This window comes from Novosphingobium sp. GW835-FHT14H07 (assembly GCF_058793515.1).
The window spans coordinates 44219-68087 of sequence record NZ_JBXAFX010000002.1; the positions used below are offsets into that span (position 1 = coordinate 44219).

Genomic DNA, 23869 nt, shown 5'->3' on the forward strand with positions numbered 1-23869 from the left:
GCTGTCAGTCGCCTTGGCGGCGACAGCCGCCGTCAGGCCGCCACTGCCGCGTCGCTTGCCAGCTTGTCGACCCGCTCGTTCTCGGGGTGGCCGTCGTGCCCCTTTACCCAGACCCATTCCACCTTGTGCGGACGCACTGCTTCCACCAGCGCGCGCCACAGGTCTTCGTTCTTGACCGGCTTGTTGTCGGCCGTCTTCCAGCCCTTCTTCTGCCAGCCGAACACCCACTTGGTGATGCCGTCGAGCACGTATTTGCTGTCGGTATGGAGTGTCACCCGGCACGGCTGTTTCAAGGCCTGCAGCGCCATGATCGCGCCCATCAGCTCCATGCGGTTGTTGGTCGTCTCCTTTTCAGAGCCGGCCATTTCCTTCTCGTGCTCGCCCATGCGCAGCAGCGCGCCCCAGCCACCCTTGCCGGGATTGCCCTTGCACGCGCCGTCGGTGAAGATCTCGACGTGCTTCACGCGAATACCCCCGGGTTCGCCGCATAGAACTGCAAGCGCCGGGCGAATGCCATCGGGTCCTTGCGCACCACCAGCGCGTCGGCGGGTGTATTGAGCCAGTCGTAGGCGCGGCTCGAAGTGAAGCGCATTGCCGCCGCTTGCGCCAGCAGGGGCAGGGCAGCCCGCTCCTTCGCCGACAGTGGCCGTACCGCCTCGTACCCATCGAGCAGTGCTGCCGAGAGCTCGGTGCTGAAGTTCCGGCCCGTCGCGTCGAAGCACCACGCCGCATGCGTCACCGCGACGTCGTAGGCCATCAGGTCGTTGCAGGCGAAATAGAAGTCGATCAGCCCGGTAACCTTGTCGCCCAGCATCAGCACGTTGTCGGGAAACAGGTCGGCGTGGATGACCGCACACGGCAGGTCCTGCGGCCAGCCTGCAGCGATCTTCGGCATGTGCTCGGCAACCAGCCCGGCCAGTTCGGGATCGATCGCGGCCAGCCCTTCGGGTCCGCAGGCATCAAACAGCCGCTGCCATTCGGCGAGGCCCATCCCGTTCGCACGCGTGCCGACAAAGTCCGCCGACGCCTGATGCATCTGCGCCAGCGCAGCACCTACCGCTCGGGCCTGTCCCACCGTCGGTTCGCTCACCGAAACGCCGGGGAGGAATTCAATCAGCGCCAGCGCCTTTTCGCCCCGCCTGCGGAACAGCGCCCCCTCGCGATCGTGGATGGTGCGCGGCACCGGGCAGCCCTTTGCAGCCAGGTGATCGAGCAGCGAGAGGAAGTAGGGCAGGTCCTCCAGCTCGATGCGGAACTCGTACATCGTCAGGATGAAGCGCGCACCGCTGCCATCCCGGCCCGTCGTTTCCAGCAACCAGTTGGAGTTCGAGACGCCCTCGGCGATGCCCTTGGCCGAGACCAGTGCGCCCACGTCGAATTCGTTGACAAGCGCGGCCATCTCTTCCGCGCCGATCTGGGTATAGACCGCCATGTTGCTTGCGCCTTAGTCGAGCAGCTGGCGCGGCAGCTTGAACACCATCTTTTCCTCGGCGGTGGTCACCGTCTCTTCCGAGATGGGGCGCAGCTCTCCGATCTTCGCCACCACTTCCCGCACCAGCACTTCGGGCGCGGAGGCCCCCGCGGTGAGCCCCAGCGTGTTCACGCCTTCGAGCCATTCGGGATCGATCTCGTTCGCGCGCTGGATCAGGCGCGAACGCGTGCCCATGCGCTCGGCCACCTCGACCAGACGCAGCGAATTTGAGCTGTTCGGAGCACCGATCACCAGCAGCAGGTCGCATTCCCCGGCAATGGCCTTGACCGCTTCCTGCCGGTTCGAAGTGGCATAGCAGATATCTTCGGCCTTTGGCCCGGCGATCTGCGGGAACTTCGCACGCAGCGCCGCCACGATTTCGGCAGTATCGTCCACCGAAAGGGTCGTCTGCGTCAGGAACGCAAGCGGCGCGTCGGCCGGGAATGACAGCTTGGCGACGTCATCCACGGTCTCGACCAGCGAGATCGAACCTTCGGGGACCTGGCCCATCGTGCCGATCACTTCGGGATGACCCTTGTGGCCGACGAACAGGATGTGGCGCCCGGCCTCGACCTGGCGCTCGGCTTGGCGGTGGACCTTGGACACGAGTGGGCAAGTGGCATCGAGCCAGTCGAGCCCGCGCGCGGTCGCATCCTGCGGCACGACCTTGGGCACGCCATGCGCCGAGAACACCACCGGCGCGCCATCCGGGACCTGATCCAGTTCCTCCACGAAGATCGCGCCCTTGGCCTTCAGGCCGTCCACGACGAAGCGGTTATGCACGATCTCGTGCCGGACATAGACCGGCGCGCCATAGCGCTGCAGCGCGCGTTCGACGATCTCTATCGCCCGGTCGACCCCGGCGCAGAAGCCGCGCGGAGCAGCAATGAGAAGGCGTAATGGAGCCGTTTCGGCAGCGACGTCTGGCAAGCTGGCGTTCATCCTGCGGCCCTTAGCAGCAAGCGCGGCGTACCGCCATTGCCGAAAGCGGCTGCGGTGGGTAGAGGTGGCCGAAATGTTGGCCGGAGTTCGGTTTCCGGTCGATCAGACGCTGCAAGTATCGAGGATCGAGTGCCCATGAACGCAAGTGCCCGCCGTATCGCAATTCTGGGCGCCCCGCTCGTGGCAGCCCTCGCGCTTTCGGCCTGCGGCGGCAAGAAGGGCGAGCTTGTCGTTGATGACGCGGTGGGCGTCACGGCGCTGCGCGATCCTTGTCCGCGCGTGGGCATCCCTGATTACACCGGCGACGTCACCGTTTTCAGCGATCCGTCTCGCACCGATTCGGCGGCGATCGATATCGAGGCGACGATTACCAACCTGCGCGCCCAGTGCACCGACGGTTCGAAGCTCCACTCTGTCGCCAGCTTTGACGTGCTGGCCCGTCGGTCGAGCAAGGTCGGCGCACGCCGCGTCGAACTGCCCTATTTCTCCACTGTCGTGCGCGGCGGCAACATCGTCGTGGCAAAGCGCGTGGGCAAGGTCGTGATCGATTTCGCCGACGGGCAGGATCGCGCTACGGGTCGGGCGCAGGCCGGAGCCGATGTGGACAAGGCCGAGGCATCGCTTCCGGAAGACATCGTCAAGCGCATCTCGCGCAAGCGGCGCGCGGGCGACGAAGACGCAGCAGTCGATCCGCTTTCGCAGCCCGATGTCAAGGCAGCTCTCTCCAAGGCCAACTTCGAACTGCTCGTCGGCTTCCAGCTGACCGACGCGCAGCTCCAGTACAACGTCCGCAAGTAAGTCTCCAACTCTCGGGGGCAGAGGGGCAACTCACCTGCAACTCTCGCAGGCAGAGCGGCAACTCGCCAGAGTGAAGGGCAGGCAGATCGATGCCCTTTCGCTTTGTCCGTGATTGGGCTAACCGCCCGCCCATGACTGACGCCCGGATCAACCTCCACGCCGACTTCGCCTCGGTAATCGACACCGCGCTGACTGCGCTCGAAGCCGCAGGAACCCTCCCTGCCGGTCTGAACCGAGGCGCGGTGACGTGCGAGCCGCCGCGCGATCCTTCGCATGGGGATCTGGCGACCAACGCGGCGATGGTGCTGGCCAAGCCCGCGGGCACCAATCCGCGCGCGCTGGCGACTGCGCTGGTGGCCGAACTTGAAAAGGAGCCGCGCGTCGTTTCGGCCGAGATTGCCGGGCCCGGCTTCATCAACCTGCGGCTGACCGACGATGCCTGGCGCGGTGAACTCGCGCTGATCGCGTCGGCAGGCGCGAATTATGGTCGGTCGGCCATGGGCGGCGGCAAGATCGTCAACGTCGAGTACGTCTCGGCCAATCCGACCGGGCCGATGCACATGGGCCACTGCCGTGGCGCGGTGGTCGGCGATGCGCTGGCGGACCTGCTCGTGTTCAGCGGGCACAAGGTCATCAAGGAATACTACGTCAACGATGCAGGGGCACAAGTCGATGTCCTCGCCCGCTCGGTGCACATGCGCTACCGCGAGGCGCTGGGCGAAAGCATCGAAATCCCCGAAGGCCTCTACCCCGGCGACTATCTTGTTCCCGTGGGCAAGGCGCTCGCGGACGAGTTCGGCGACAAGTACGTCGGTGCGCCCGAAGCTGACTGGCTGATCCTCTTCCGCACCCGCGCCGTTGCCGCGATGATGGACATGATCCGCGCCGATCTTGCCACGCTCGGCATTCACCATGACCTTTTCTCATCCGAAGCGGAGCTTCAGGCTTCGGGCAAGGTGGACGCGGCCGAACAGTGGCTGCGCGCCCACGATCTTGTCTATGATGGCCTGCTCGAAGCGCCCAAGGGCAAGACGCCGGAAGACTGGGAGCCGGTTGAGCTGCCGCTGTTCCGTTCGACAAAGTTCGGCGACGATCAGGATCGTCCGATCAAGAAGTCGAACGGCGCCTGGACCTACTTCGGCGCAGACCTCGCCTACCACTTCCAGAAGGCGCAGTCGGCTGATGCCCTCGTGGATATCTGGGGCGCTGACCATGCTGGCACCGTCAAGCGGATCAAGGCCGCGGTTGCCGCGCTGACCAGCGCGGAGGGTGGTGAGCCCAAGCCGTTCGAGGTCAAGCTGGTGCAGATGGTGCAGTTGATGAAGGGCGGCCAGCCCTTCAAGATGTCCAAGCGTTCCGGCAACTTCGTCACGCTGGCCGATGTCGTCGAGATGGTCGGCAAGGACGTGGTGCGTTTCACCATGCTCACCCGCAAGCCCGACGCGCAGATGGACTTCGATTTCGACAAGGTGGTCGAAGCCAGCAAGGACAACCCGGTGTTCTACGTGCAGTACGCCCACGCGCGCATCTGCAGGAACATTCGCAAGGGCGCCGACGAAGGCTTTGCCCCGTCAGGGGAAAATCTCTCGCTGCTGGGCGAGGAGGAGCTGGCACTGGTCAGACAAGCCGCGCAATTCCCACGCACGGTCGAAGCCGCTGCCGTGGCGCGTGAGCCGCACCGCATCGCCTTCTTCCTCCACGATCTCGCCTCGGCGTTCCACTCCTACTACAATCTCGGCAACGACCGGCCCGAGAAGCGCTTCATTGTGGCACAAGACTCCGCAATGACTGCAGCCCGCCTTTTCCTCGCCCAACAAATCGGGCAGGTAATTCGTAACGGTCTTGCGCTATTGGGCGTTGAGGCAGCGCAAGAACTTTGACGTCAATCGGGGCAGGGCACTCATGAACGGGTCTGGCATGAACGGGGAAAACGGGCAGAATTCGTGGGACGAAGAGCCGGGCAAGCCGTTCGACGTCTCTGCCGAGATGGCGGAACCCGCGGGGGACCGGCTTGCGCTCGGCGACGAGGAACGCCTGCCCTGGCTCGAAAGCGCTGACGATATCGATGGTGAGGACGAAGACAGCGGCAATGGCCGTCTGATCGGCTTTGCCGTGATGGGCCTTGTCGTGCTTGCGGCGCTGGTTGGCGGGATCTGGTACGCCAGCAACCGCACGGCAGGGCCTCCCGGGGCCGACGGGAGCCTGATCGAGGCAAGCCGTGAACCCTACAAGGTCGCGCCAAAGGATCCCGGCGGCAAGACTTTCGAAGGCACCGGGGATTCCAGCTTCAAGGTCAGCGAAGGGGAAAAGCCTGTCGCCAACCTTGCCGGTTCCGCCTCGCCAACCCCGGCGCCAGCCCCTGCAGCTGCCCTGTCGCCAACACCTTCGGCCAAGCCGAGCGCCGGCGCGACCTCTGCGCCGAAGCCGAACCAGGCCGCTGCGACCGGCGGTGTCGGCGTGCAGGTCGGCGCCTTCTCGTCCAATGCAGCGGCGGAAGCGGGCTGGCAGAAGCTCATTGCCAACCATGAAGCCTTGAAGGGTCTCTCGCACCGCGTGATCGAGGGCAAGGCCGATATCGGCACTGTCTACCGCCTTCAGGCGGTGGCGGGTGATCTGGCTTCGGCCAACGCGCTCTGTTCACGGTTGCAGGCCAATGGCCTGAAGTGCCAGGTGAAGCGCTGAACCAGCGGTGACGTCAGGAAGGGCAAAGCTCCTTCCTGATTTGCGCTTCCAGTCTGCGCCGTACTTTCAACGCGCCGTTATCGACCCGCGCGCTGATCTCGGTCGGCAGCGTTGCTCCTGATTGCAGCACCGTCTCGATCGCTTCGATCGCGGCAATATCCTCTGGCTGTATGCGTGCGCCCATGGCGATCTGCATTGCGCCCAGGGCCGGATTGTCTGTCGCAAAGTCGCGTGCGGTGTTGACGAAATACCGAACCTGCGTTGGCGAGACGGGCGTGATGAGGTGGATGTAGTTCTGCGTCCCCAAGGTTCGACCGGTCAGCGCATCGGACATCGCTCCCCCGGTACGGATCAGGGCAGGCGAGAGATACTGCGCATCGAAGTGCTGGTGCACGGGACCTTCCTGGTCCGGAAACTGTCTTCGGATCAAAGGGTTGTCCGGCAGGTTCTCGCCCCTGCGAACAACGGTTATGGCGGCGTCGCTTTCTTCGACGCTGACCGGGATCGAGGCCACTTTCTCACCGCCGGGGATCGTGGAGGCGTGGATGAAGGTCACATGGCTCAAATCAAGCAGGTTCTCGATCAGCAGGGTATATCGGGCAGCAATGGTGACCGGTGCGTGCTGCTCGACCGCCCAGTCCGCCCGGCCCAGGCCGATCGCGCCAAGATCGGGAAGCAGGCGCTGATCCGCAGCCTCTGCATTGCCCGTCCACACCCAGACAAGCCCGCCAGTCTCGATCACGGGATAGCGACGCAATGCCGATTTCTGGGGCACGCCTGACTGGCTGGGCACGCGCTGGCATGTCCCGTCGGCTCCGAAGGTGAACCCGTGATAGCCACACTGTACCGAATCGCCGACCAGACGCCCCAATTCCAGCGGAAAGGCGCGGTGCGGGCAGACCGCTCCGAGCGCTACGGCATCGCCCGCCTCAGTCCGGTACAGGAGAACCCGCTCACCCAGCATCTCGCGCATGAGCAGCGATCGCCCGATTTCGCTGCCGTAGGCGGCAACCCACCACTGGTTGCGGGGATAGGGCTGCTCGACCTTGAGCGGATACATGGCTGTTCTCCCGAAATAACACCGCCGGATGTTTGTCAGTTGATAAGGATATTTGTCAAGTGACAAACTTGGCTTGCCAAATCCGCGGCGGCAGGCCATTCGATGCGGATGGTCCGACAAGCTCGCGCTCCCGTGTTGAAACCGTCCCGCTATGACGGTGACGAGAACAGGCGTGTCGTGCTCGAAGCGGCGTTGCGGGTTTTCTCGGAAGTCGGCTTTGCAGCTGCCAGCACGCGGGCGATTGCGGCTGCGGCAGGGATCGAACAGGGCCACCTGGCCTATTATTTCCCGACCAAGCTTTCGCTATGGCAAAAGGTGGTCGAGGCGTTCGCGCGCACTGGAGAAGTTCATCTTCAGCACCAGCTGGCGGGCGATGCCCTTGGTGATCCGGTTGCGACGGCATGGCGCATCCTGCCCGGCTTCCTACGCACCTTCGCCGATGAGCCACGCCTGACGCGGCTGATGCTGCAGGAGTTCTCGGTGAACTCAGAGCGACAGAAATGGCTGGTGGGGGCGTTTGGAACACCGGTGTGGGAGCTGCTTGCCCCCTTGTTCACAGCGCTTTCGCTGAAAGGGTATCTTGGTGGGAGCAGGCCGGAAATCGCCTATTTCAGCCTGATCGGTGCGGCCCTTGTCACATTTGGCAATGGCGATCTGATACGGACCATGTCCGGCGCGGATCCTGCTGACACGCACTGGATCGAAGCGGCCATCGCGCACATGATTGCGCCGGTGGTCATGGTTGCGCCAGTGGCCTGAGGCATCACGTCGCAAACGGCGCAATTATCCCCCATTGCCGCGGCTGGAACTCTTGCCAAAGGCTTCGAAACTCGCAAGTTCGCTGCCATGTTGCCTGCAATTTTCGGGCTTTCCGGCCTGACCCTGACTGAAGACGAACGCGCCTTTTTCCGCGACGCGGATCCGGCGGGGTATATCCTGTTCGGGCGCAATGTCGAAAGTCGCGCGCAGGTGCGCGCGTTGACCGACGAGTTGCGGGCACTGCATGGGCGGGACCGCACCTTCATCTGCATCGATCAGGAAGGCGGGCGCGTCGCGCGGATGAAACCCCCGGTCTGGGCGGCCTACCCGCCGGGCGAACGCTTTGACCGGCTTTACGACGTGGCGCCCGCCAGCGCGATCGAGGCGGCACGGGCCAACGCCCATGCGCTGGGGCTCGATCTGGCAGAAGTGGGCATCAGCGTGGACTGCCTTCCGCTGCTCGACGTGCGCCAGCCCGGGGCGCATGACGTTATCGGCGACCGTGCGTTGGGGGCCGAGCCGATGCGCGTTGCCGCGCTTGGCCGGGCCACGCTCGACGGACTGGCGCGGGCAGGCGTTGCAGGCGTGGTCAAGCATATGCCCGGCCATGGCCGGTCGATGGTCGACAGCCACAAGGAAACTCCGGTTGTTACGGCGAGTGCCGAGGAGCTGGAACTGGACCTCGCGCCGTTCCGCGCGCTGAAGGATGCGCCGATCGCGATGACCGGACATTTGCGCTTCACCGCATGGGATGCCGAAAACCCGACAACGCTGTCGCCTTACGTGATTGAAACCGTGATCCGCCAGGCCGTCGGCTTTGACGGCCTGCTGCTGACCGATGATCTCGATATGCAGGCACTTGGTGGGACTGTCCCCGAACGGGCCGTGCGCGCGCAGGCGGCGGGGTGCGACCTTGCGCTCAATTGCTGGGCGAAGATGGACGACATGATCGGCATTGCTGAAGGTCTCAAGCCGATGAGTGCGACGACGGCGGAGCGGCTGGAGCGCGCCCTGCGGGGCACGGCGGCGTTCGATGGACCTGCCGACATTTCGGCCCAGGTCGAACTCCTCGCCACGCGCGACCGGCTGCTGGAACTTGTGTGATGGCAGGCGATGTCGCCCCCGCGCTGTTTGACGGAGATGAGGCGTGGGACGGCATTGCCACTACACCAACCGGCGACGCGGCGCTCTATCTAGAGCTTGATGGCTGGGAGGGACCGCTTGACCTGCTGCTGGAACTGGCGCGGCGGCAGAAGGTTGACCTGCGCACCATCTCGATCCTTGAGCTGGTCGCCCAGTATCTCGACTACATCGATCGTGCCAAGGCGCTGAAGCTGGAGCTTGCCGCCGATTATCTGGTGATGGCGGCGTGGCTGGCCTATCTCAAGTCATTGCTGCTGCTGCCGCGCGATCCCGAAGTGCAGCCGAGTCCGGAAGAACTGGCGCTCAAGCTGCAATTGCGGCTGCAGCGTCTGGGCGCGATGCGCGAGGCAGGCGCGAGGCTTATGGGGCGGGACCGCATCGGCCGCGACGTGTTCCTGCGCGGGCGCCCTGAAGGCCTTCGCGTTGACCGCAAGGCGCTGTGGAAGTCCGATCTGTTCTCGTTGATCCAGGCCTATGGGGCGATCAAGCTGCGCAGCCAACCGGTCGTCCACATGGTACGCGAGCGTGCCGTCGTGACGCTGGATGCAGCTCTGGCACGGGTCTCGCAAATGCTGGGCATCGCGGTGGAATGGACCGATCTGCGGGCGTTCCTCCCGCTGGATGCCGATCCCGCGTTGCGCAAGTCTGCATTGGCTTCAAGCTTCCTGGCCGCGCTTGAGCTGGCCAAGCAGGGTCGTGCCGAACTTGCGCAGGACGAGGCATTCGGGCCGGTCATGCTAAGGGCTTCGCGGGCATGACGGAGCGGGCGGGCGATCTCGAGCGTGCGGTGGAGGCTACGCTGTTTGCCGCAGAGCAGCCGCTGACCGCGCTGGAAATCTCGGCGCATCTGGGCGGAGCAGCGGTGGACGATACGCTGGTGTCGCTCACGCAGGCCTATGCGGAAAGAGGGATCAATCTCGTCGAACGAGGCGGACGCTGGCACTTCCAGACGGCGGCCGATCTTGCCCATCTGTTGCGGCGCGAGAAGGAAGAGCCACGCCGCCTGTCGCGCGCGGCGACCGAGGCCTTGGCGATCGTTGCCTACCATGAACCCGTCAGCCGCGCCGAGATCGAGGCGATTCGCGGCGTACAGACGGCCAAGGGCACGCTGGACGTGCTGCTGGAAGCTGGCTGGATTCGCATTGCCGGGCGTCGCGAAGTGCCTGGCAGGCCGACGATCTATGCGACGACCCCAGAATTTCTCACGCATTTCGGCCTGGCTTCGCGGCGCGACCTGCCGGGAATCGAGGAATTGCGCGCTGCGGGGCTGCTCGACCCGGTCGAAGAGGCGTTTGCCGTCTTGACGGGGGGCGAGGATGGGGACACGGGGGCGATTGATCCGTCAGGCGGGGAAGACGCCGACTGACGCGACGGAAAAACTGGCATGTGGGGCGCGCGGTCCCTATCTAGGGAACGCAAAGGAGTTAGTGACATGGGTGGTCTTTCCCTTCCGCACCTGATCGTGCTTGCGCTGGTCGTGCTGATCCTGTTCGGCCGTGGTCGCATTTCCGAAATGATGGGCGATTTCGGCAAGGGCATCAAAAGCTTCAAGCAGGGCATGAACGACGAGGACAACAAGCCGGTCACGCCGCCGCCTGCGCAGATCCAGCAGCAGCAGGTGCCGCCTCCGGCGCCGGCGCCTGCGCCGACCTCGACCGATCAGGCTCAGTAAGCTGCTGTAAGACAAGGCGACAGGGCCGTGTTCGACATCGGCGCGTCCGAACTTCTGGTGCTGGTCATCGTGGCGATCGTCGTGATCGGCCCGAAGGACCTGCCTATGGCACTGCGCACCGCAGGGCGGTGGGTGGCGAAGATGCGTCGCGTTTCCAACCACTTCAAGTCGGGCATCGAAACCATGATCCGCGAGGCGGAAATGGAGGAGATGGAGCGCAAGTGGAAGGAACAGAACGAGCGGATCATGCGCGAGACTGCGGCTCAGGAAGCCGCCGCCGAAGCGCAAGGCCAGACCGTGGCTGCCGCAGAGGACCAGAACGATCCGTTCCCGAACCCTCTGCCTTCGGATGCGCCACCCTCTGCCGCAGATCCGGTGATGATCGGGCCGATGCCGCCTGAGGAAAAGACCGCCAGACCGGAAGCTCCGCTGCCATGATCTCGGACATCGACGAGACGCAGGCCCCGCTGCTCGACCACCTGCTGGAGTTGCGCACGCGCCTGCTGCGCTGTGTCTATGCGCTGGCGATTGCCTTTGCGGTCAGCTTCTACTTTGCCGACCAGATCTTTGCGCTGCTGGCGCAGCCGCTGGTCCATGCCTTTCCGCCGGGGCAGGGCAAGCTGATCTATACCAAGCTTTACGAAGCCTTCTTCGTGGAACTGAAGGTTTCGATGTTCGCGGCGTTCTTCGTCAGCTTTCCGGTGATCGCCAACCAGCTCTGGGCGTTCGTCGCGCCGGGGCTCTATGCGCGTGAGAAGCGGGCGTTCCTGCCTTTCCTGTTCGCGACACCGGTGCTGTTCACCGCAGGTGCGAGCCTTGCCTACTTCGTGGTGATGCCGACAGCGTTCAAATGGTTCCTCGGGTTCGAGGGCAACAAGGGCGGCCTGCAGTTGGAGGCACTGCCGGGAACGGGCGATTACCTCAGTCTGGTCATGCAGTTCATCCTCGCCTTCGGGATCAGTTTCCTGCTGCCTGTGCTGCTGATGTTGCTGAATCGCGCGGGGATCGTCAGCCGCGACCAGCTGGTCAAGGCGCGGCGCTATGCGATCGTGGTGATCTTTGCCGTGGCGACGGTGGCGACGCCGCCTGACGTCGTTTCTCAGCTGATGCTGGCGATTCCGCTGCTGATCCTGTTCGAGGGAACGCTGCTGCTCATGCGCTTCACCGAAAAAGCCGATGCAAAGCGCAAGGCTGAGGAAGAAGCTGAAGCCGCTGCACTTGCGGCTGGCGAGACGCCACCCCTTCTTCCGTAAAAGGAAACGGGGGCACACAGGCCCCCGTTTCGGTACTTATAACTCAGAGCCTCGCAAAGCTCGCGAAACCTCAGGTGAGAGGGCGGGTTCCGCGACGCAGCCGTTGGGCAGCATCCGGAAAGAGCGCCCCCAAGCCTTCCGCGTCGCGACCCTAACGCTTTGAAGGCGTTTCGGTTTCCGGCCCTTTTTCAGCCGACCAGACCTTGCCCCCGCCAATCCACGTTTCCAGGACTTTCGTCTCCCTGAGCTGTGCAGGATTTGCGGTGAGTGGATCGGTGTCGATCAGCACGAAGTCTGCCCTAAGACCGGGCGCAAGGCGGCCGAACCGGCTTTCGGCAAATCCGGCATAGGCAGCATCGACAGTATAGGCCGCCAGTGCTTCGGCGGGCGTCACGCGCTCCTGCGGCTGCCAGCCACCCACGGGCTGATCGTCAGGTCCCTGACGACTGACAGCAGCGGCAATCCCCGACCAAGGGTCGGCCACTTCGACCGGCGCGTCAGACCCGAAGGCAAGACGCACGCCAGCGGACTTGAGCGATTTCCAGGGATAGGCGCCGGCAAGGCGGTCCGGACCGAGCCTCGCTTCGGCCATCACGCGGTCAGAAGTCTGGTGAATCGGCTGCATCGAGGCGATGGCACCGCTCGCCGCGAAACGGGCGATGTCGTTCGGATCGACGATCTGGGCATGTTCGATGCGCCAGCGGCGATCGCCCTTGTAGGTCTCGGAAAGGTCGGCGATTGCGCCGATGACGGTGGCATTGGCCTGATCGCCGATAGCGTGGATCGCGACCTGGAAGTTGTCCATCGCCGCGCGGCTCATCAGGTTGCCGAGCTGGGTCTGGTTAAGTTGCGGGAGCCCGCGCGTGGCAGGCGCATCGGCATAGGGCGCTTTCAGCCAGGCACCGCGCGATCCCAGGGCGCCATCGACATAGAGCTTTACGCCGTTGAGCCGGAGCCGGTCTTGATAAAGCCAAGGCGAGGGGCCGGGGCCGCCGATGAGAACCATCTGCTCGGTGCCGCGGGCATAGGCCATGATGCGGACATAGAGCTTGTTGGCATCGCCGGCGCGGCGATAGGCCTGCCAGTCCTCGATTGCAGTGCCCATGTCGGCCACGGCGGTGACACCCCGCTTGAACAGGATCTGCTGGGCATTGGCGAGCGCGAGATCGCGGTCTTCGGGGCGAGGCGCCGGGACCTTTGCCTCGATCAGTTCCATCGCGGCATCGACGAGCACACCGCGCGGGGAGCCATCGGGGGCACGATCGATGCTCCCGCCCGCCGGGTCCCTGGTTGCAGCCGTGACACCTGCAGCCTTGAGCGCCGCGCTGTTGGCCCAGCCAGCGTGACCATCCACGCGCTGGAGCCAGACAGGCCTGCCGCCAGTAACCGCGTCAAGTTCGGCAGCGGTGGGGAAACGACCAAGCTGCCACCTTTCCTGATTCCAGCCGCGCCCGATGATCCACGGACGGTCCGGGTGCTCGGCGCTGAACTTGGCGATGCGGTTCAGCGCATCGGCAAGCGAGGTGGTGCCGGATAGATCGAGGCTCAAGGCGGCGAAGCCGATGTCCATCACGTGAACGTGCGCATCGATCATGCCTGGGAGCATGACGCGGCCCTTGCCATCGATGTGGTACTGGTAATCCTTGCGCGGTTTAGGCTTCCTTTCGCCGGTATGGATCACGCGCTTGACGACGCCTGCGCTGTCGAACAGCAGGCCGGTGAATTGCTCCACCTGGCCATTGGCGCCGATTGTCGTGCCGCGCACATTGTCGACCAGGGTATCGGCATAGGCGGCTGGAGCGGTGGCGAGAAGCAGTGCAGCGAGGGTGAAGCGCTTCATGCCTTCTTCGCCCGGCGCGGCAGGCGACGGATAAGCGCCGAGGTATCTTCACGCCCATGGCCCATGGCCTGCACGTCGACATAGAACTGATCGACCAAGGCTGTTACCGGCACGCTGGCGCCAAGGTTTCGTGCCTCGTCCATGGCCAGGCCGAGATCCTTGCGCATCCAGTCGACCGCGAAGCCGAAGTCGAATTCGTCCTTGGCCATGGTGTGGAAACGGTTGTCCATCTGCCAGGACTGCGCAGCTCCTCCCGAGATCGCCTCGAAGACCTTGTCGAGATCGAGATGGGCGATCTGGGCAAAGCGGATCGCTTCAGACAGCCCGGCCAGCGTGCCGGCAATGCACATCTGGTTGGCCATCTTCGCGGTTTGCCCGGCACCGGACTTGCCGACATGGACGACGCGTTTGGCATAGGCAGCAAGGATCGGGCGCGCGGCATCGACAGCCTTGGCGCTGCCGCCGCACATGATGGCAAGGGTGCCAGCTTCCGCGCCTGATTGGCCGCCGGTCACGGGGGCGTCGACGCAGAGCAGCTCCTTGTCGCGGCCCTCGACCGCGATCTGCCGGGCGATGCGGGCCGATACCGTGGTGTGATCGATGTAAAGCGCGCCGCGCTTCAGCGTCGAGAACACGCCGTTAGGGCTGAGCACGACATCGGCAAGATCGTCGTCGTTGCCGACGCAAGTGATGACGGCATCGGCTCCGTCAGCGGCTTCGGCAGGGCTGGTGGCGATGCGGACGGAAATACCGGGATTGGCCGCCGCCCAGGCTTCGGCACGCGCCGTGGTGCGGTTGTAGATCGTGAGAGTGTGTCCCGCCTTGCCGAGATGCCGCGCCATCGCGCCGCCCATTACGCCAAGGCCAAGGAAGGAAACGTTTGCGGGGGCAGCTGCTGGCCCGGTCGATGCTGGTGTCTGGTCGCTCATGATGCGCATTCATATCCGGTTTGCTGCCGAGTGCCAGTAGCTCCGTGCCAGTAGCCGCTTGCCTGCAGAACAGGGGCAAAGCATAGCGGTTGGCGATGCAGCGCTTGATCGACCTTACCTCCCGCGTCGCACGGTTTGCGTTCTGGCCGGCTTTCGCATTTGCGCTCATCATGGCTGTCTTGCCCAAGCCTCCGAGCCTGCCGATCGACAGTCTGGGCGACAAGTTTGCGCACATGCTGGCGTTCTTCACGCTCTCGCTGCTTGCTGGCGTCGGCTGGCCGAGGGCATCGTTGCTGCGTGCTGCGTTGTGGCTTTCAGTTGTCGGGGCTGGCATCGAAGTGGTGCAACTGATCCCGTTCCTCCACCGCGACTCGGACTGGCGTGACTGGGTGGCGGATAGCGCGGCCATACTTGTGGCGATGGTTCCGGTGACCGGTTTTCGCTGGTTCGCTGCCTCCCGCGCCGAATCCGGTAAAGCTTGAGGTTTTCTTGGGGGCCGCTTTCCGTTAGGGCGCGGCCATGGAAAACGTAGCGCTCAAGCCCGCCATGCAGGGAGATTCCCTGCTGACCCTCGCCGATGTTCGTGCCGCGGCGGAGCGTATTTCGGGTCAGGTTGTGCGGACGCCCACGCTTTACAGCAAGACGCTCAGCAACATCACCGGGGCCGACATCTGGCTCAAGTTCGAGAACCTGCAGTTCACTGCCGCCTACAAGGAGCGCGGCGCGCTCAATGCGCTGCTGCAGCTGACCGAGGAGCAGCGGTCGCGCGGGGTGATCGCGGCGTCGGCCGGGAACCATGCCCAAGGCCTGAGCTATCATGGCACGCGGCTGGGAATGCCCGTTACCATCGTGATGCCGCGCACGACGCCGACAGTGAAGGTGATGCAGACCGAATCCGTGGGGGGCAAGGTCGTTCTCGAGGGCGAAACCTTCGATGAAGCCTATGCACATGCGCGCAAGCTCGAAGGCGAACTGGGCCTGACCTTCGTCCACCCGTTCGATGATCCGCGCGTGGCAGCCGGGCAGGGCACTGTCGCGCTCGAAATGCTGGAAGACGCGCCGGAGATCGAGACGCTGGTGGTTCCGATCGGCGGCGGTGGCTTGCTGTCGGGCATGGGCACCGCTGCGCGCGGCATAAAGCCGGGCATCGGGCTTGTCGGCGTTCAGGCGCAACTGTTCCCGTCGATGTATGCCAAGCTCAAGCATCTCGATCTGCCTTGCGGTGGCGATACGCTGGCTGAAGGCATTGCCGTGAAGGAGCCGGGCGAGTTTACCTCGAAGGTTCTCGCCAACATCGTCGATGATGTCGTGCTGGTCAGCGAAGCCGCTCTGGAGAGTGCGGTTGCGGTGCTGCTGCAGATCGAGAAGACCGTTGTCGAAGGTGCCGGCGCAGCCGGGCTGGCCGCCGTGATGACACACAAGAAGCGGTTTGCCGGGCGCAAGGTCGGCATCGTGCTGTGCGGCGGCAATATCGATACGCGCCTGCTGGCCAATGTGCTCCTGCGCGATCTGGCCCGCTCGGGCCGGCTTGGCCGCCTGCGCATCACGTTGCAGGATCGCCCAGGCGCACTGTTCAAGGTGGTCGAGGAGTTCAACCGGCACCAGGTCAACATCCTCGAAGTCTGGCACCAGCGCATCTTCACCTCGCTTCCCGCCAAGGGGCTGACGGCTGAGATCGAGTGCGAGGCGCGGGACCGTGAGCAGATCGACAGGCTGGTCGCAGGGCTGCGTGCCAAGGGCTACGATCTGGAGCAGGTTGAGCTGGGCTGATACAGCCAAGCCGCCTCGCTCGGCGTTAACCTTCGGGGCGAGGACTGTCCTGCGAAGGGACTCGTGCCGTCGGCCATGGCCAAATCGCCATTCCGGTCAGGAAATGGCGCGAATTTGTGCATGAAAGGTAGTTAACGGGCTTTTAGGATTTGCCTGGCTGAGGCATGTTTGTTGCTGACACGCCGGATAGTCCGGCCTCAGGAGCACAAGCCCCGCCGTGACCGCGCCCGTTCGCTTCCCGCGCTTTTTCGTCACCAGCCCCGCGCCGTGTCCGTACCTGCCGGGGCGGAGCGAGCGAAAGGTGTTCACCGAGCTCAAAGGCCCCAACGCGGACGAGCTGAACGATGCGCTGGGCCGCATCGGATTCCGCCGCAGCCAGACTGTTGCCTACCGCCCCAGCTGCGTCGAATGCACTGCCTGCATCTCGGTGCGGGTGGTCGCCAATGCGTTTCAGGCCTCATCAACGCAGAAGCGGATCTGGAAGCGCAACCGCGATCTTGTCGTAAGTGTGTGCAAACCTTGGTCAACTCCGGAACAGTTCGAGCTGTTGCAGCGTTATCTCGCCGTGCGTCACCCGGGCGGGGGGATGGCCGCCATGGACGAGATGGATTTCGCGGACATGGTGGAACACACCCCGGTCAAGAGTTACGTCATCGAATACAGGGAGCCGACCACCGACGGTTCGCAGGGCAGACTGGTAGGGGCCTGTCTGACCGACGAGCAGGGCGATGGTCTCTCGATGATCTACAGTTTCTACGATCCACAACACGAGACGCGGTCCGGGCTTGGCACTTTCATCATCCTCGACCATATCCAGCGAGCAGGCCAGGTCGGCTTGCCGTATGTCTATCTCGGCTACTGGGTCGAAGGATCGGAGCGCATGCAATACAAGGTGCGCTTCCGCCCGATGGAGAAACTGGGCCGCGATGGCTGGGAACGGTTCGAACCTGCTGAACAGGCCAGCGCCATCGAGCGCGCCGTCACTGCACGGCAGGGCGCTGATGCCGATCTGCCGCGAAGCGGCATCGAAGGGAGCCTCAAGGACGGGGTTCATGGGGCGCAGGAGCGCTACGCCCACACCTGACCTCCCGCTCGCGCGCATTCTGGCGGCGGTCTTGCTACTTGCTCTGCCGACGCAGGCCTTGGCACAGTCGCGTGATGCGGATCAGGAGCTTGAGGCCCTGATCCCCGACTCGGCCCTCGATAATGCGGATACATGGGCGCTTGATACCGAGGCTGCTCGCACCGGCGCGCCGGCTGCGACCGTGATCGAGCAGATTGAGGCCGATACTGCCATGCCGGATATTCCCGGCATGACCATTCCGTGGCCGGACGGGAGCGAGATTCCCGATATCCAGCCGCTCACGCCCGATCCCGATATCGACGTGGCCGAACAGTCCACCGATGCGGCGGTCGATGCCCTGCCCGGGCAGGAAGAGGGTGACGTGGCGGCCAGCGTCCGGCTGGCTGATGCCGACGTTTCGCGCGTGGGCAAGCAGGTGGAGGTCGCGTTTCCCAGCGGCAAGGACGCCATTGCCGATGCGGGCGACATCGTCGACCGGTTCGCCGGACTTTCGAGCCTCAAATCCTTCGACGACGATGAAGACAACCTTGCCCAGATCGTCCGGCGCGCCAGAACCGATCGCGAGACGCTGGCCGAGGTCATGCGCGTTTACGGCTATTACGATGCGCAGATCTACCAGACCCTCGGGGGACTCGAGGATCGCGCCGAGGGCGAAGCCACAGGGCCGATCGATGTCGAGAAGGTGGTCGTGCGCTTCGACGTGCAACCCGGCCCACAATACAAGGTTGGCCAGATCGCGCTTGGCGATCTCTCCGCGACCGGGCCGGACTATGAGGCTTTGCGCGGGGCCTTCAAGATACAGCCCGGGGACGCGATCAATGGCGACAGGATCGTGGCCGAGCGCCTCTCGTTGCAAACGGCATTGGGCGAGACAGGCTACGCCTTCGCCAAGCTTGGCGATCCCGACCTGCTGATCGACCATGAACGGCGCGAGGGCGACCTGACGGTGCCGGTAACGCCGGGCGGGGTCTATCAGTTCGGCAAGATCAACTCTTCGCGCGACCGCTTCCTGAGTGCGCGGCATCTGCAGCGGATCGCGCGATTCGATCCGGGCGATCGCTTCAAGCGTTCGGAAGTGGACGATCTGCGTCAGGCAATCCTGGCGACCGGACTTGTTTCCTCGCTGACCGTCGAGGCACGCGAGGTGGCAAAGCCTGACGGGCAAGCGCCAGGCACGGTCGATGTCGACGTAACGCTCACCCCTGCACCCCTGAGGACCATAGCCGGGCTGATCGGTTACTCCAGCGGTGAAGGCTTCCGTGTCGAGGCCAGCTGGGAGCACCGCAACTTCTTCCCGCCCGAAGGCATGGTGCGCGTGCGCGGAGTTGCCGGCACGCAGGAGCAGCTTGCCGGCCTCACCTTCCGCCGCAACAATTTCCTGACGCGCGATCTCGTGCTCAATGCCGATCTCTATGCGCGCAATCAGACGAGCAGCGCCTTCGAGGCGCGCACCGTTTCGTTCACTGCCGGGATCGAGCGGCAGCAGACGCTGCTGTTCCAGAAGCCGTGGGTGTTCTCGGCAGGGGTCGAGATATTGGCCACGGGCGAGCGCGATGCGGCGGCGATCCTCGCCCGCCAGGCGCGCAAGACCTATTTCATCGGCGCACTGCCGATGCGCGCAGCCTATGACGGCAGCGATGACCTGCTCGATCCCACACGGGGTTTCCGCGTGGGTCTGCGCGTCTCACCGGAGATCTCGGTGCAGAACGGCGTGAAGTCGAGTTATGGCAAGGCTCAGCTCGATGCGAGCTATTACCAGCCGGTAGGCGAGAAGCTGGTCGTGGCGGGCCGCGTACGGTTCGGCACGATTCTGGGCACAGACATCACCAACATCGCGCCGTCGCGCCGGTTCTATGCCGGCGGTGGTGGATCGGTGCGTGGGTATGGCTATCAGCTGATCGGCCCGCGCGACACCGCAGGCGAGCCGAGCGGCGGCCGCGCCCTGAGCGAATTCTCGCTCGAGGCGCGTGTGAAGACCGGGCTGCTGGGAGGCGCAGTGAGCCTGGTGCCGTTCGTCGATGCCGGTGCGGTGGACACCACGACGACCCCGCGCCTGCGCGATATCAAGGTCGGCGCGGGCATCGGCCTGCGTTATGAAACCAACTTCGGACCCATCCGCATCGATCTGGGAACGCCGCTGAACCCGTCCAAGGGCGACAGTCGCATCGGCGTCTATGTCGCGCTGGGTCAGGCTTTCTGATGGCGGACGATGTGCCTCAGCCAGAGCAGCCTGCAGCCGAGCCTGCAAGGCCGGTGCGGTCGCGCAGGTCGCGCTTCGTGCGTGGCGCGGCGCGACGGGTGGCGATCCTGTTCGTGGCGGGCATCGCGCTTGTGCTGGCTGCCCTGGTGGTCCTTGACTCCTCGCTCGGTCACCGTCTGCTGGCAGATCGCATTGCCGCGATCACGCCGGGGTCGGGCCTGCGGATCGAGATCGGCCGGATCGATGGGTCCATCTACGGAGCCGCGAAGCTGCGCGACATCAGGGTGAGCGATCCGGAAGGGGTTTTCCTGACAGTGCCCGAGGCGGAGCTGGATTGGCGGCCGCTTGCCTGGCTCAGGACGGGGCTCGACGTGCGGTTGCTTGCCCTTCATCGTGGCGTACTGCGCCGGGCGCCCCGCCTGCGACCAAGCGAAGACCCTGATGCGCCGATTCTCCCGAATTTCGACATTCGCGTCGACAGACTGGTCATCGACAACCTGACGGTATCTCCGGCCATGGCAGGGCAGAAGCGCCGGGTGGACGTTGTTGCCAAGGCGGATATTCGCGGGGGCCACGCCATCGTGGACGTCAACGGCCGGGTCGCAGGCGATCGCGTCGTTTTCAGGCTGGACAGCGAACCCGATCGCAACAAGTTCGATCTCCAACTCGCCTATGATGCGCCACGCGATGGCATGATGTCCAAGATGTTGGGCGCCGATGGCGACATTCGCGTGCGTGTTGGCGGCAAGGGCGGCTGGACGCGCTGGGACGGCGTAGCGTATGCGACCATCGGTGAAGAACGATTGGCCGCATTTCAGCTGGCAAATCGCGCTGGTGCCTACAGCCTTGGCGGCCAAGTGTGGCCGGGCAAGATGCTGAAGGGCACGGCAGGGCAGGCAGTCGGGCAAACGCTATCGCTGCTTTACGACGGGAATTTTGTTGACAGGGCGTTCGACGGCACGCTCCGTGCGGCGGGCGATGCTTTCAAGGTAAGGGCCGAGGGCAAGCTTGATCTTGCGAACAACGAAGCCGAGGATCTCAAGGTGCGGGCACTGGTGCTCAGGCCCGAACGGCTGATGACTGCGCCGCAGCTTTCCGGTGTCGCGATCGATGCTACTTTCAACGGCGCGTTCTCCGATCTCTCCATCGAACATCAGGTGGCGGTGCAACGGCTCAAGCTGGGCACTCTTAATGCGCAGGGCCTGCGCTCGTCCGGCACGGCTGCATGGGACGGCAAGCGGTTTGTCCTGCCGCTGAATGTCAGCGCGCAAAGGGTCGTCACTGGCAATGCAATGATCGATCCACGCTTTCCCGGTGCGCGCGTAGATGGAGACCTGGTTTTCGCCGGTAATCGTCTCACTTCAGACAACCTCGCGCTGACGATGAAAGGCCTGGCCGCGCGCCTTGCCCTGAGCGGCGACATGGCGCGCGGAGGTTATGCTCTGGCGGGGCCGGTGGTGGCACGAGGATTTGCGATCGAGAACCTCGGTGCGGTCGACGGTACGGCCAAGATCCTGTTCAAGATCGGCAATGGCGTGCCGTGGACCCTGCAGGCAAACCTTGCCGGGCGCATGACGCGGATCGACAACGCCACCTTGCAGTCGCTGACGGGCGGTGGCGTGCGGTTTACTGGCGGACTTGCTCTTGGTGAGCGCATTCCCGTCACATTCCGCAAGGCACGGATAAGCTCGGCCAAGCTGCAGATGGCGCTGGATGGCAAGGTGTTGCCCGGTGGTGCCGCATCGCTGCGCGGTAGTGGCCGTCATGCCGACTATGGCGCCTTCACGGTGCAGGCGGCGATGACCAACGAAGGTCCGAATGCAGTGCTGGTATTCGCCAGCCCGCTTCCCGCAGCAGGACTGAAGGACGTTCGCGTGGCGCTCTCGCCCATTGCCGACGGCTTCCGCATCGAGACGGCGGGCGATTCCACGCTGGGGCCGTTTACGGGGACACTGGGCCTGTTCATGCCTCCGGGGCAGGGCACCCGCATCGATATCCAGCAGTTCCGCGTCTGGCAGACGGACGTGACGGGCGGTGTGACGCTCGGCAAAGATGGCGTTGCGGGTCAGATCGCGCTGGCAGGGGGTGGCTTGAACGGCATGGTATTGCTTAGCCCGCGTGAGGGCGGTCAGGGCTTCGATGCCAATGTCATCGCCCGCAACGCCCGGTTCGGCGGGGCGCGGCCGCTGTCCATCGGCAATGCCAAGATTGACGCAACCGGCCTGATCAAGGATGGGCACTCGACCATCGAAGGCACGCTGCTCGCCGAAGGCATTGGCATGGGCAAGGTCTTTATCGGCAAACTTGCCGCTTCTGCCTATCTGCAGGACGGCAGCGGATCGGTGACCGCTTCGGTCTCGGGCCGGAGAGGTACGCAATTCGCGCTGCAAGGGACCGCGGCCTTCTCGCCCGACCAGATCGTGACCTACGTCTCGGGGGAGTACGCCGGACGGCAAGTCAGAATGCCCCGCCGCGCGATCCTGACGCGCGAGGGGGAGGGCTGGCGGCTGTCGCCCACCCAGATCGGCTTCGGGCGCGGCATCCTGATTGCCGAAGGCCATGTTCTGGGCGGGCCTACACAGCTGCGTCTTCTGTTTTCGCGCATGCCGCTTTCGGTGGCGGACATTGTCGTGGCTGACCTTGGCCTCGGCGGCGTTGCCTCAGGCATCGTCGAGTACAACAACGACGGGCAGGGTGCGCCTTCGGGCAATGCTGCGCTGATGGTGCGGGGGCTGTCGCGGTCGGGGCTGGTCCTCACATCGCGTCCCATCGATGTGGCACTTGTCGCAAAGCTTGATCCCGACGCCCTGCAGATGCGAACCGTGCTGCGCGAGGGCAACGACATTCGCGGTCGGCTCCAGGCCGTGGTAAACGGCCTGCCGCGCGGCGGAGGCTTCATGGACCGGCTCGAAAGCGGACGGCTTGCCGGGCAACTGCGCTATTCCGGTCCCGCAGAATCGCTCTGGCGCCTATCAGGCGTGGAGATATTCGATCTTACCGGGCCATTGGGCGTGCGGGCCGATATCTCGGGTTCCATCACCGCTCCGGTACTGCAGGGCGCGGTCGCCTCGAAAGGGTTGCGTGTGCAGAGCACGCTTACCGGCACCGATCTGCGGCAGGTGGAACTGGCAGGAACCTTCACCGATTCCCGCCTGCAACTGGCCCGATTCTCCGGCGTGACCACGAATGGTGGCAGGGTCAGTGGGAGCGGCTCGATCGGGCTTGCGGAATTGTCCGAACATGGCCCGACCATCGATCTCAAGCTCTCTGCTCGCAATGCACAGCTGATCTCGCGCGATGACATGGCCGCGACCGTGACCGGCCCCTTGCGCATTGTGAGCAATGGCGTGGGCGGAACCATCGCCGGCCGGGTGAGGATCGAAAGTGCGCGCTGGGCACTGGGCCGGGCCAGCGCGGTGCAGGAACTGCCGGTCATTGCCACGCGCGAGATCAATGCCCCTGCCGATGCTGCGCCCGCCAGGGCCGCCGCAGCGCCGTGGCGCTTTCTGATCGACGCATCGGGCGCCAACCGCATCGATGTGCGGGGTCTGGGCCTTGAAAGCGAGTGGGGCGCCGATATTCGCCTGCGCGGTACGACCGCCGCTCCGCAGATCATCGGCACCGCCGACCTGGTGCGAGGCGGCTACGAATTTGCCGGCAAGCGCTTTGAACTGACGCGCGGACGCATACGCTTTACCGGCGAAGTCCCGGTCGACCCGCAACTGGACATTGTCGCCGAGGGCGATGCCAACAACATCAACGCCAAGATTTCGATCACCGGCACCGGTAACAAGCCGATCATCGCATTCTCCTCAACGCCCTCGCTGCCTGAGGAAGAACTGCTCAGCCGTATCCTCTTCGGCAGCTCGATTTCGCAGATCTCCGCGCCCGAAGCGGTCCAGCTGGCTTCGGCCCTGGCCAGCCTGCGCGGCGGCGGCGGGCTCGATCCGATCAACAAGCTGCGTGCTGCGATCGGTCTCGATCGCTTGCGCATCGTCGGGGCGGACCCGACAGTGGGATCGGGGACCAGCATTGCCGTGGGCAAATATATCGGGCGCCGCTTCTTCGTCGAACTCGTGACTGATGGCGCGGGCTACAATGCGACCTCCGTCGAGTTCCGCATAACCCGCTGGCTTGCGCTGCTCGGTACGGTTTCGACGATTGGCGATGAAAGCCTCAACCTCAAGGTCAGCAAGGACTACTGATTGCGCAAAAGCGAAAGGGGCCACTCTTGCGAGCGGCCCCTCCGGCTTTCTGCTTTTCGTC

At 64.4% G+C, this 23869-nt stretch carries 21 protein-coding genes; 15 read left to right on the plus strand and 6 right to left on the minus strand.

What is annotated here, in order from left to right; genetic code table 11:
* Window positions 1-32: 32 nt before the first annotated feature.
* The 3 genes from rnhA to ispH are packed head-to-tail and all read right to left on the minus strand — an operon-like array spanning window position 33 to window position 2413.
* Complete coding sequence (gene rnhA, locus AC1Q5P_RS02190; protein WP_039334207.1) at window positions 33-464, minus strand: ribonuclease HI; 432 nt, start codon at window positions 462-464, stop codon at window positions 33-35.
* Window positions 461-1432 carry a homoserine kinase gene (gene thrB, locus AC1Q5P_RS02195; protein ID WP_492518033.1) on the minus strand — a complete coding sequence of 324 codons (972 nt, stop codon included), beginning with the start codon at window positions 1430-1432 and terminating at the stop codon, window positions 461-463. The genes rnhA and thrB overlap by 4 nt, the downstream gene beginning before the upstream one ends.
* 12 nt (window positions 1433-1444) lie before the next feature.
* Window positions 1445-2413 carry a 4-hydroxy-3-methylbut-2-enyl diphosphate reductase gene (ispH, locus tag AC1Q5P_RS02200; protein WP_039334202.1) on the minus strand — a complete coding sequence of 323 codons (969 nt, stop codon included), beginning with the start codon at window positions 2411-2413 and terminating at the stop codon, window positions 1445-1447.
* A gap of 135 nt (window positions 2414-2548) precedes the next feature.
* Between ispH and AC1Q5P_RS02205 the strand changes: the two genes are divergently transcribed.
* The 3 genes from AC1Q5P_RS02205 (at window position 2549) to AC1Q5P_RS02215 (ending at window position 5893) form a co-directional block, all read left to right on the plus strand.
* A complete protein-coding gene (locus AC1Q5P_RS02205) occupies window positions 2549-3211 on the plus strand; it encodes a hypothetical protein (RefSeq protein ID WP_039334200.1) in 663 nt (220 codons plus the stop codon).
* A 131-nt stretch (window positions 3212-3342) separates the two neighbouring features.
* The gene (gene argS, locus AC1Q5P_RS02210) at window positions 3343-5091 is read left to right on the plus strand and encodes an arginine--tRNA ligase (protein WP_492518034.1); all 1749 of its coding nucleotides are present in this window, start codon (window positions 3343-3345) and stop codon (window positions 5089-5091) included.
* A 37-nt stretch (window positions 5092-5128) separates the two neighbouring features.
* On the plus strand, window positions 5129-5893 hold the full coding sequence (locus AC1Q5P_RS02215; protein WP_062347805.1) for an SPOR domain-containing protein: 765 nt from the start codon (window positions 5129-5131) through the stop codon (window positions 5891-5893).
* Window positions 5894-5906: 13 nt separating this feature from the next.
* Here the strand turns inward: AC1Q5P_RS02215 and AC1Q5P_RS02220 are convergent, their stop codons facing one another.
* Window positions 5907-6953, minus strand: coding sequence for a Rieske 2Fe-2S domain-containing protein (locus tag AC1Q5P_RS02220; protein ID WP_492518035.1), 1047 nt, complete (start codon window positions 6951-6953; stop codon window positions 5907-5909).
* A 108-nt stretch (window positions 6954-7061) separates the two neighbouring features.
* On the opposite strand from AC1Q5P_RS02220, the gene AC1Q5P_RS02225 reads away from it, so the two are divergent.
* The 7 genes from AC1Q5P_RS02225 (at window position 7062) to tatC (ending at window position 11780) form a co-directional block, all read left to right on the plus strand.
* Window positions 7062-7712, plus strand: a complete 651-nt coding sequence (locus tag AC1Q5P_RS02225; RefSeq protein WP_492518036.1) for a TetR/AcrR family transcriptional regulator — start codon at window positions 7062-7064, stop codon at window positions 7710-7712.
* Between the two features lie 87 nt (window positions 7713-7799).
* A complete protein-coding gene (nagZ, locus tag AC1Q5P_RS02230; RefSeq protein WP_492518037.1) occupies window positions 7800-8816 on the plus strand; it encodes a beta-N-acetylhexosaminidase in 1017 nt (338 codons plus the stop codon).
* Complete coding sequence (locus AC1Q5P_RS02235; protein ID WP_492518038.1) at window positions 8816-9613, plus strand: segregation and condensation protein A; 798 nt, start codon at window positions 8816-8818, stop codon at window positions 9611-9613. The genes nagZ and AC1Q5P_RS02235 overlap by 1 nt, the downstream gene beginning before the upstream one ends.
* Window positions 9610-10221, plus strand: a complete 612-nt coding sequence (scpB, locus tag AC1Q5P_RS02240) for an SMC-Scp complex subunit ScpB (protein ID WP_062347763.1) — start codon at window positions 9610-9612, stop codon at window positions 10219-10221. The genes AC1Q5P_RS02235 and scpB overlap by 4 nt, the downstream gene beginning before the upstream one ends.
* Before the next feature lie 66 nt (window positions 10222-10287).
* Window positions 10288-10527: a twin-arginine translocase TatA/TatE family subunit gene (locus tag AC1Q5P_RS02245; RefSeq protein WP_039334189.1), complete on the plus strand. Its 240-nt coding sequence runs from the start codon at window positions 10288-10290 to the stop codon at window positions 10525-10527.
* 27 nt (window positions 10528-10554) lie between these two features.
* Entirely contained in the window at window positions 10555-10965 is a 411-nt protein-coding gene (gene tatB, locus AC1Q5P_RS02250) for a Sec-independent protein translocase protein TatB (RefSeq protein ID WP_039334187.1), read from the plus strand.
* Window positions 10962-11780 carry a twin-arginine translocase subunit TatC gene (tatC, locus tag AC1Q5P_RS02255; protein WP_039334185.1) on the plus strand — a complete coding sequence of 273 codons (819 nt, stop codon included), beginning with the start codon at window positions 10962-10964 and terminating at the stop codon, window positions 11778-11780. The genes tatB and tatC overlap by 4 nt, the downstream gene beginning before the upstream one ends.
* 151 nt (window positions 11781-11931) lie before the next feature.
* Here tatC and AC1Q5P_RS02260 read toward each other — a convergent pair whose 3' ends face one another.
* Both AC1Q5P_RS02260 and AC1Q5P_RS02265 read right to left on the minus strand, forming a co-directional pair.
* Window positions 11932-13620: an amidohydrolase gene (locus AC1Q5P_RS02260; protein ID WP_492518039.1), complete on the minus strand. Its 1689-nt coding sequence runs from the start codon at window positions 13618-13620 to the stop codon at window positions 11932-11934.
* Window positions 13617-14549 (minus strand): NAD(P)-dependent oxidoreductase, encoded by a 933-nt coding sequence (locus AC1Q5P_RS02265; protein WP_052242354.1) that lies wholly within the window; start codon window positions 14547-14549, stop codon window positions 13617-13619. The genes AC1Q5P_RS02260 and AC1Q5P_RS02265 overlap by 4 nt, the downstream gene beginning before the upstream one ends.
* A 170-nt stretch (window positions 14550-14719) precedes the next feature.
* Between AC1Q5P_RS02265 and AC1Q5P_RS02270 the strand changes: the two genes are divergently transcribed.
* From AC1Q5P_RS02270 to AC1Q5P_RS02290, 5 genes are all read left to right on the plus strand, one after another.
* Window positions 14720-15031, plus strand: coding sequence for a VanZ family protein (locus AC1Q5P_RS02270; protein ID WP_492518040.1), 312 nt, complete (start codon window positions 14720-14722; stop codon window positions 15029-15031).
* A gap of 37 nt (window positions 15032-15068) precedes the next feature.
* Complete coding sequence (locus AC1Q5P_RS02275) at window positions 15069-16319, plus strand: threonine ammonia-lyase (protein WP_039334181.1); 1251 nt, start codon at window positions 15069-15071, stop codon at window positions 16317-16319.
* A 217-nt stretch (window positions 16320-16536) separates the two neighbouring features.
* The gene (locus AC1Q5P_RS02280; protein ID WP_039334179.1) at window positions 16537-17403 is read left to right on the plus strand and encodes an arginyltransferase; all 867 of its coding nucleotides are present in this window, start codon (window positions 16537-16539) and stop codon (window positions 17401-17403) included.
* Window positions 17372-19603 carry an autotransporter assembly complex protein TamA gene (locus tag AC1Q5P_RS02285; RefSeq protein WP_492518041.1) on the plus strand — a complete coding sequence of 744 codons (2232 nt, stop codon included), beginning with the start codon at window positions 17372-17374 and terminating at the stop codon, window positions 19601-19603. Before AC1Q5P_RS02280 ends, AC1Q5P_RS02285 begins: the two co-directional genes overlap by 32 nt.
* Window positions 19603-23808 (plus strand): translocation/assembly module TamB domain-containing protein, encoded by a 4206-nt coding sequence (locus AC1Q5P_RS02290; RefSeq protein WP_492518042.1) that lies wholly within the window; start codon window positions 19603-19605, stop codon window positions 23806-23808. The genes AC1Q5P_RS02285 and AC1Q5P_RS02290 overlap by 1 nt, the downstream gene beginning before the upstream one ends.
* The last annotated feature ends 61 nt before the right edge of the window (window positions 23809-23869 follow it).

Coding starts and splice junctions, on each gene's coding strand:
- thrB (WP_492518033.1), bottom strand. CDS start 1,432: ATGGCGGTCTATACCCAGATCGGCGCGGAAGAGATGGCCGCGCTTGTC.
- ispH (WP_039334202.1), bottom strand. CDS start 2,413: ATGAACGCCAGCTTGCCAGACGTCGCTGCCGAAACGGCTCCATTACGC.
- AC1Q5P_RS02205 (WP_039334200.1), top strand. CDS start 2,549: ATGAACGCAAGTGCCCGCCGTATCGCAATTCTGGGCGCCCCGCTCGTG.
- argS (WP_492518034.1), top strand. CDS start 3,343: ATGACTGACGCCCGGATCAACCTCCACGCCGACTTCGCCTCGGTAATC.
- AC1Q5P_RS02215 (WP_062347805.1), top strand. CDS start 5,129: ATGAACGGGGAAAACGGGCAGAATTCGTGGGACGAAGAGCCGGGCAAG.
- AC1Q5P_RS02220 (WP_492518035.1), bottom strand. CDS start 6,953: ATGTATCCGCTCAAGGTCGAGCAGCCCTATCCCCGCAACCAGTGGTGG.
- AC1Q5P_RS02225 (WP_492518036.1), top strand. CDS start 7,062: ATGGTCCGACAAGCTCGCGCTCCCGTGTTGAAACCGTCCCGCTATGAC.
- nagZ (WP_492518037.1), top strand. CDS start 7,800: ATGTTGCCTGCAATTTTCGGGCTTTCCGGCCTGACCCTGACTGAAGAC.
- AC1Q5P_RS02235 (WP_492518038.1), top strand. CDS start 8,816: ATGGCAGGCGATGTCGCCCCCGCGCTGTTTGACGGAGATGAGGCGTGG.
- scpB (WP_062347763.1), top strand. CDS start 9,610: ATGACGGAGCGGGCGGGCGATCTCGAGCGTGCGGTGGAGGCTACGCTG.
- AC1Q5P_RS02245 (WP_039334189.1), top strand. CDS start 10,288: ATGGGTGGTCTTTCCCTTCCGCACCTGATCGTGCTTGCGCTGGTCGTG.
- tatC (WP_039334185.1), top strand. CDS start 10,962: ATGATCTCGGACATCGACGAGACGCAGGCCCCGCTGCTCGACCACCTG.
- AC1Q5P_RS02260 (WP_492518039.1), bottom strand. CDS start 13,620: ATGAAGCGCTTCACCCTCGCTGCACTGCTTCTCGCCACCGCTCCAGCC.
- AC1Q5P_RS02265 (WP_052242354.1), bottom strand. CDS start 14,549: ATGAGCGACCAGACACCAGCATCGACCGGGCCAGCAGCTGCCCCCGCA.
- AC1Q5P_RS02270 (WP_492518040.1), top strand. CDS start 14,720: ATGGCTGTCTTGCCCAAGCCTCCGAGCCTGCCGATCGACAGTCTGGGC.
- AC1Q5P_RS02275 (WP_039334181.1), top strand. CDS start 15,069: ATGGAAAACGTAGCGCTCAAGCCCGCCATGCAGGGAGATTCCCTGCTG.
- AC1Q5P_RS02285 (WP_492518041.1), top strand. CDS start 17,372: ATGGGGCGCAGGAGCGCTACGCCCACACCTGACCTCCCGCTCGCGCGC.
- AC1Q5P_RS02290 (WP_492518042.1), top strand. CDS start 19,603: ATGGCGGACGATGTGCCTCAGCCAGAGCAGCCTGCAGCCGAGCCTGCA.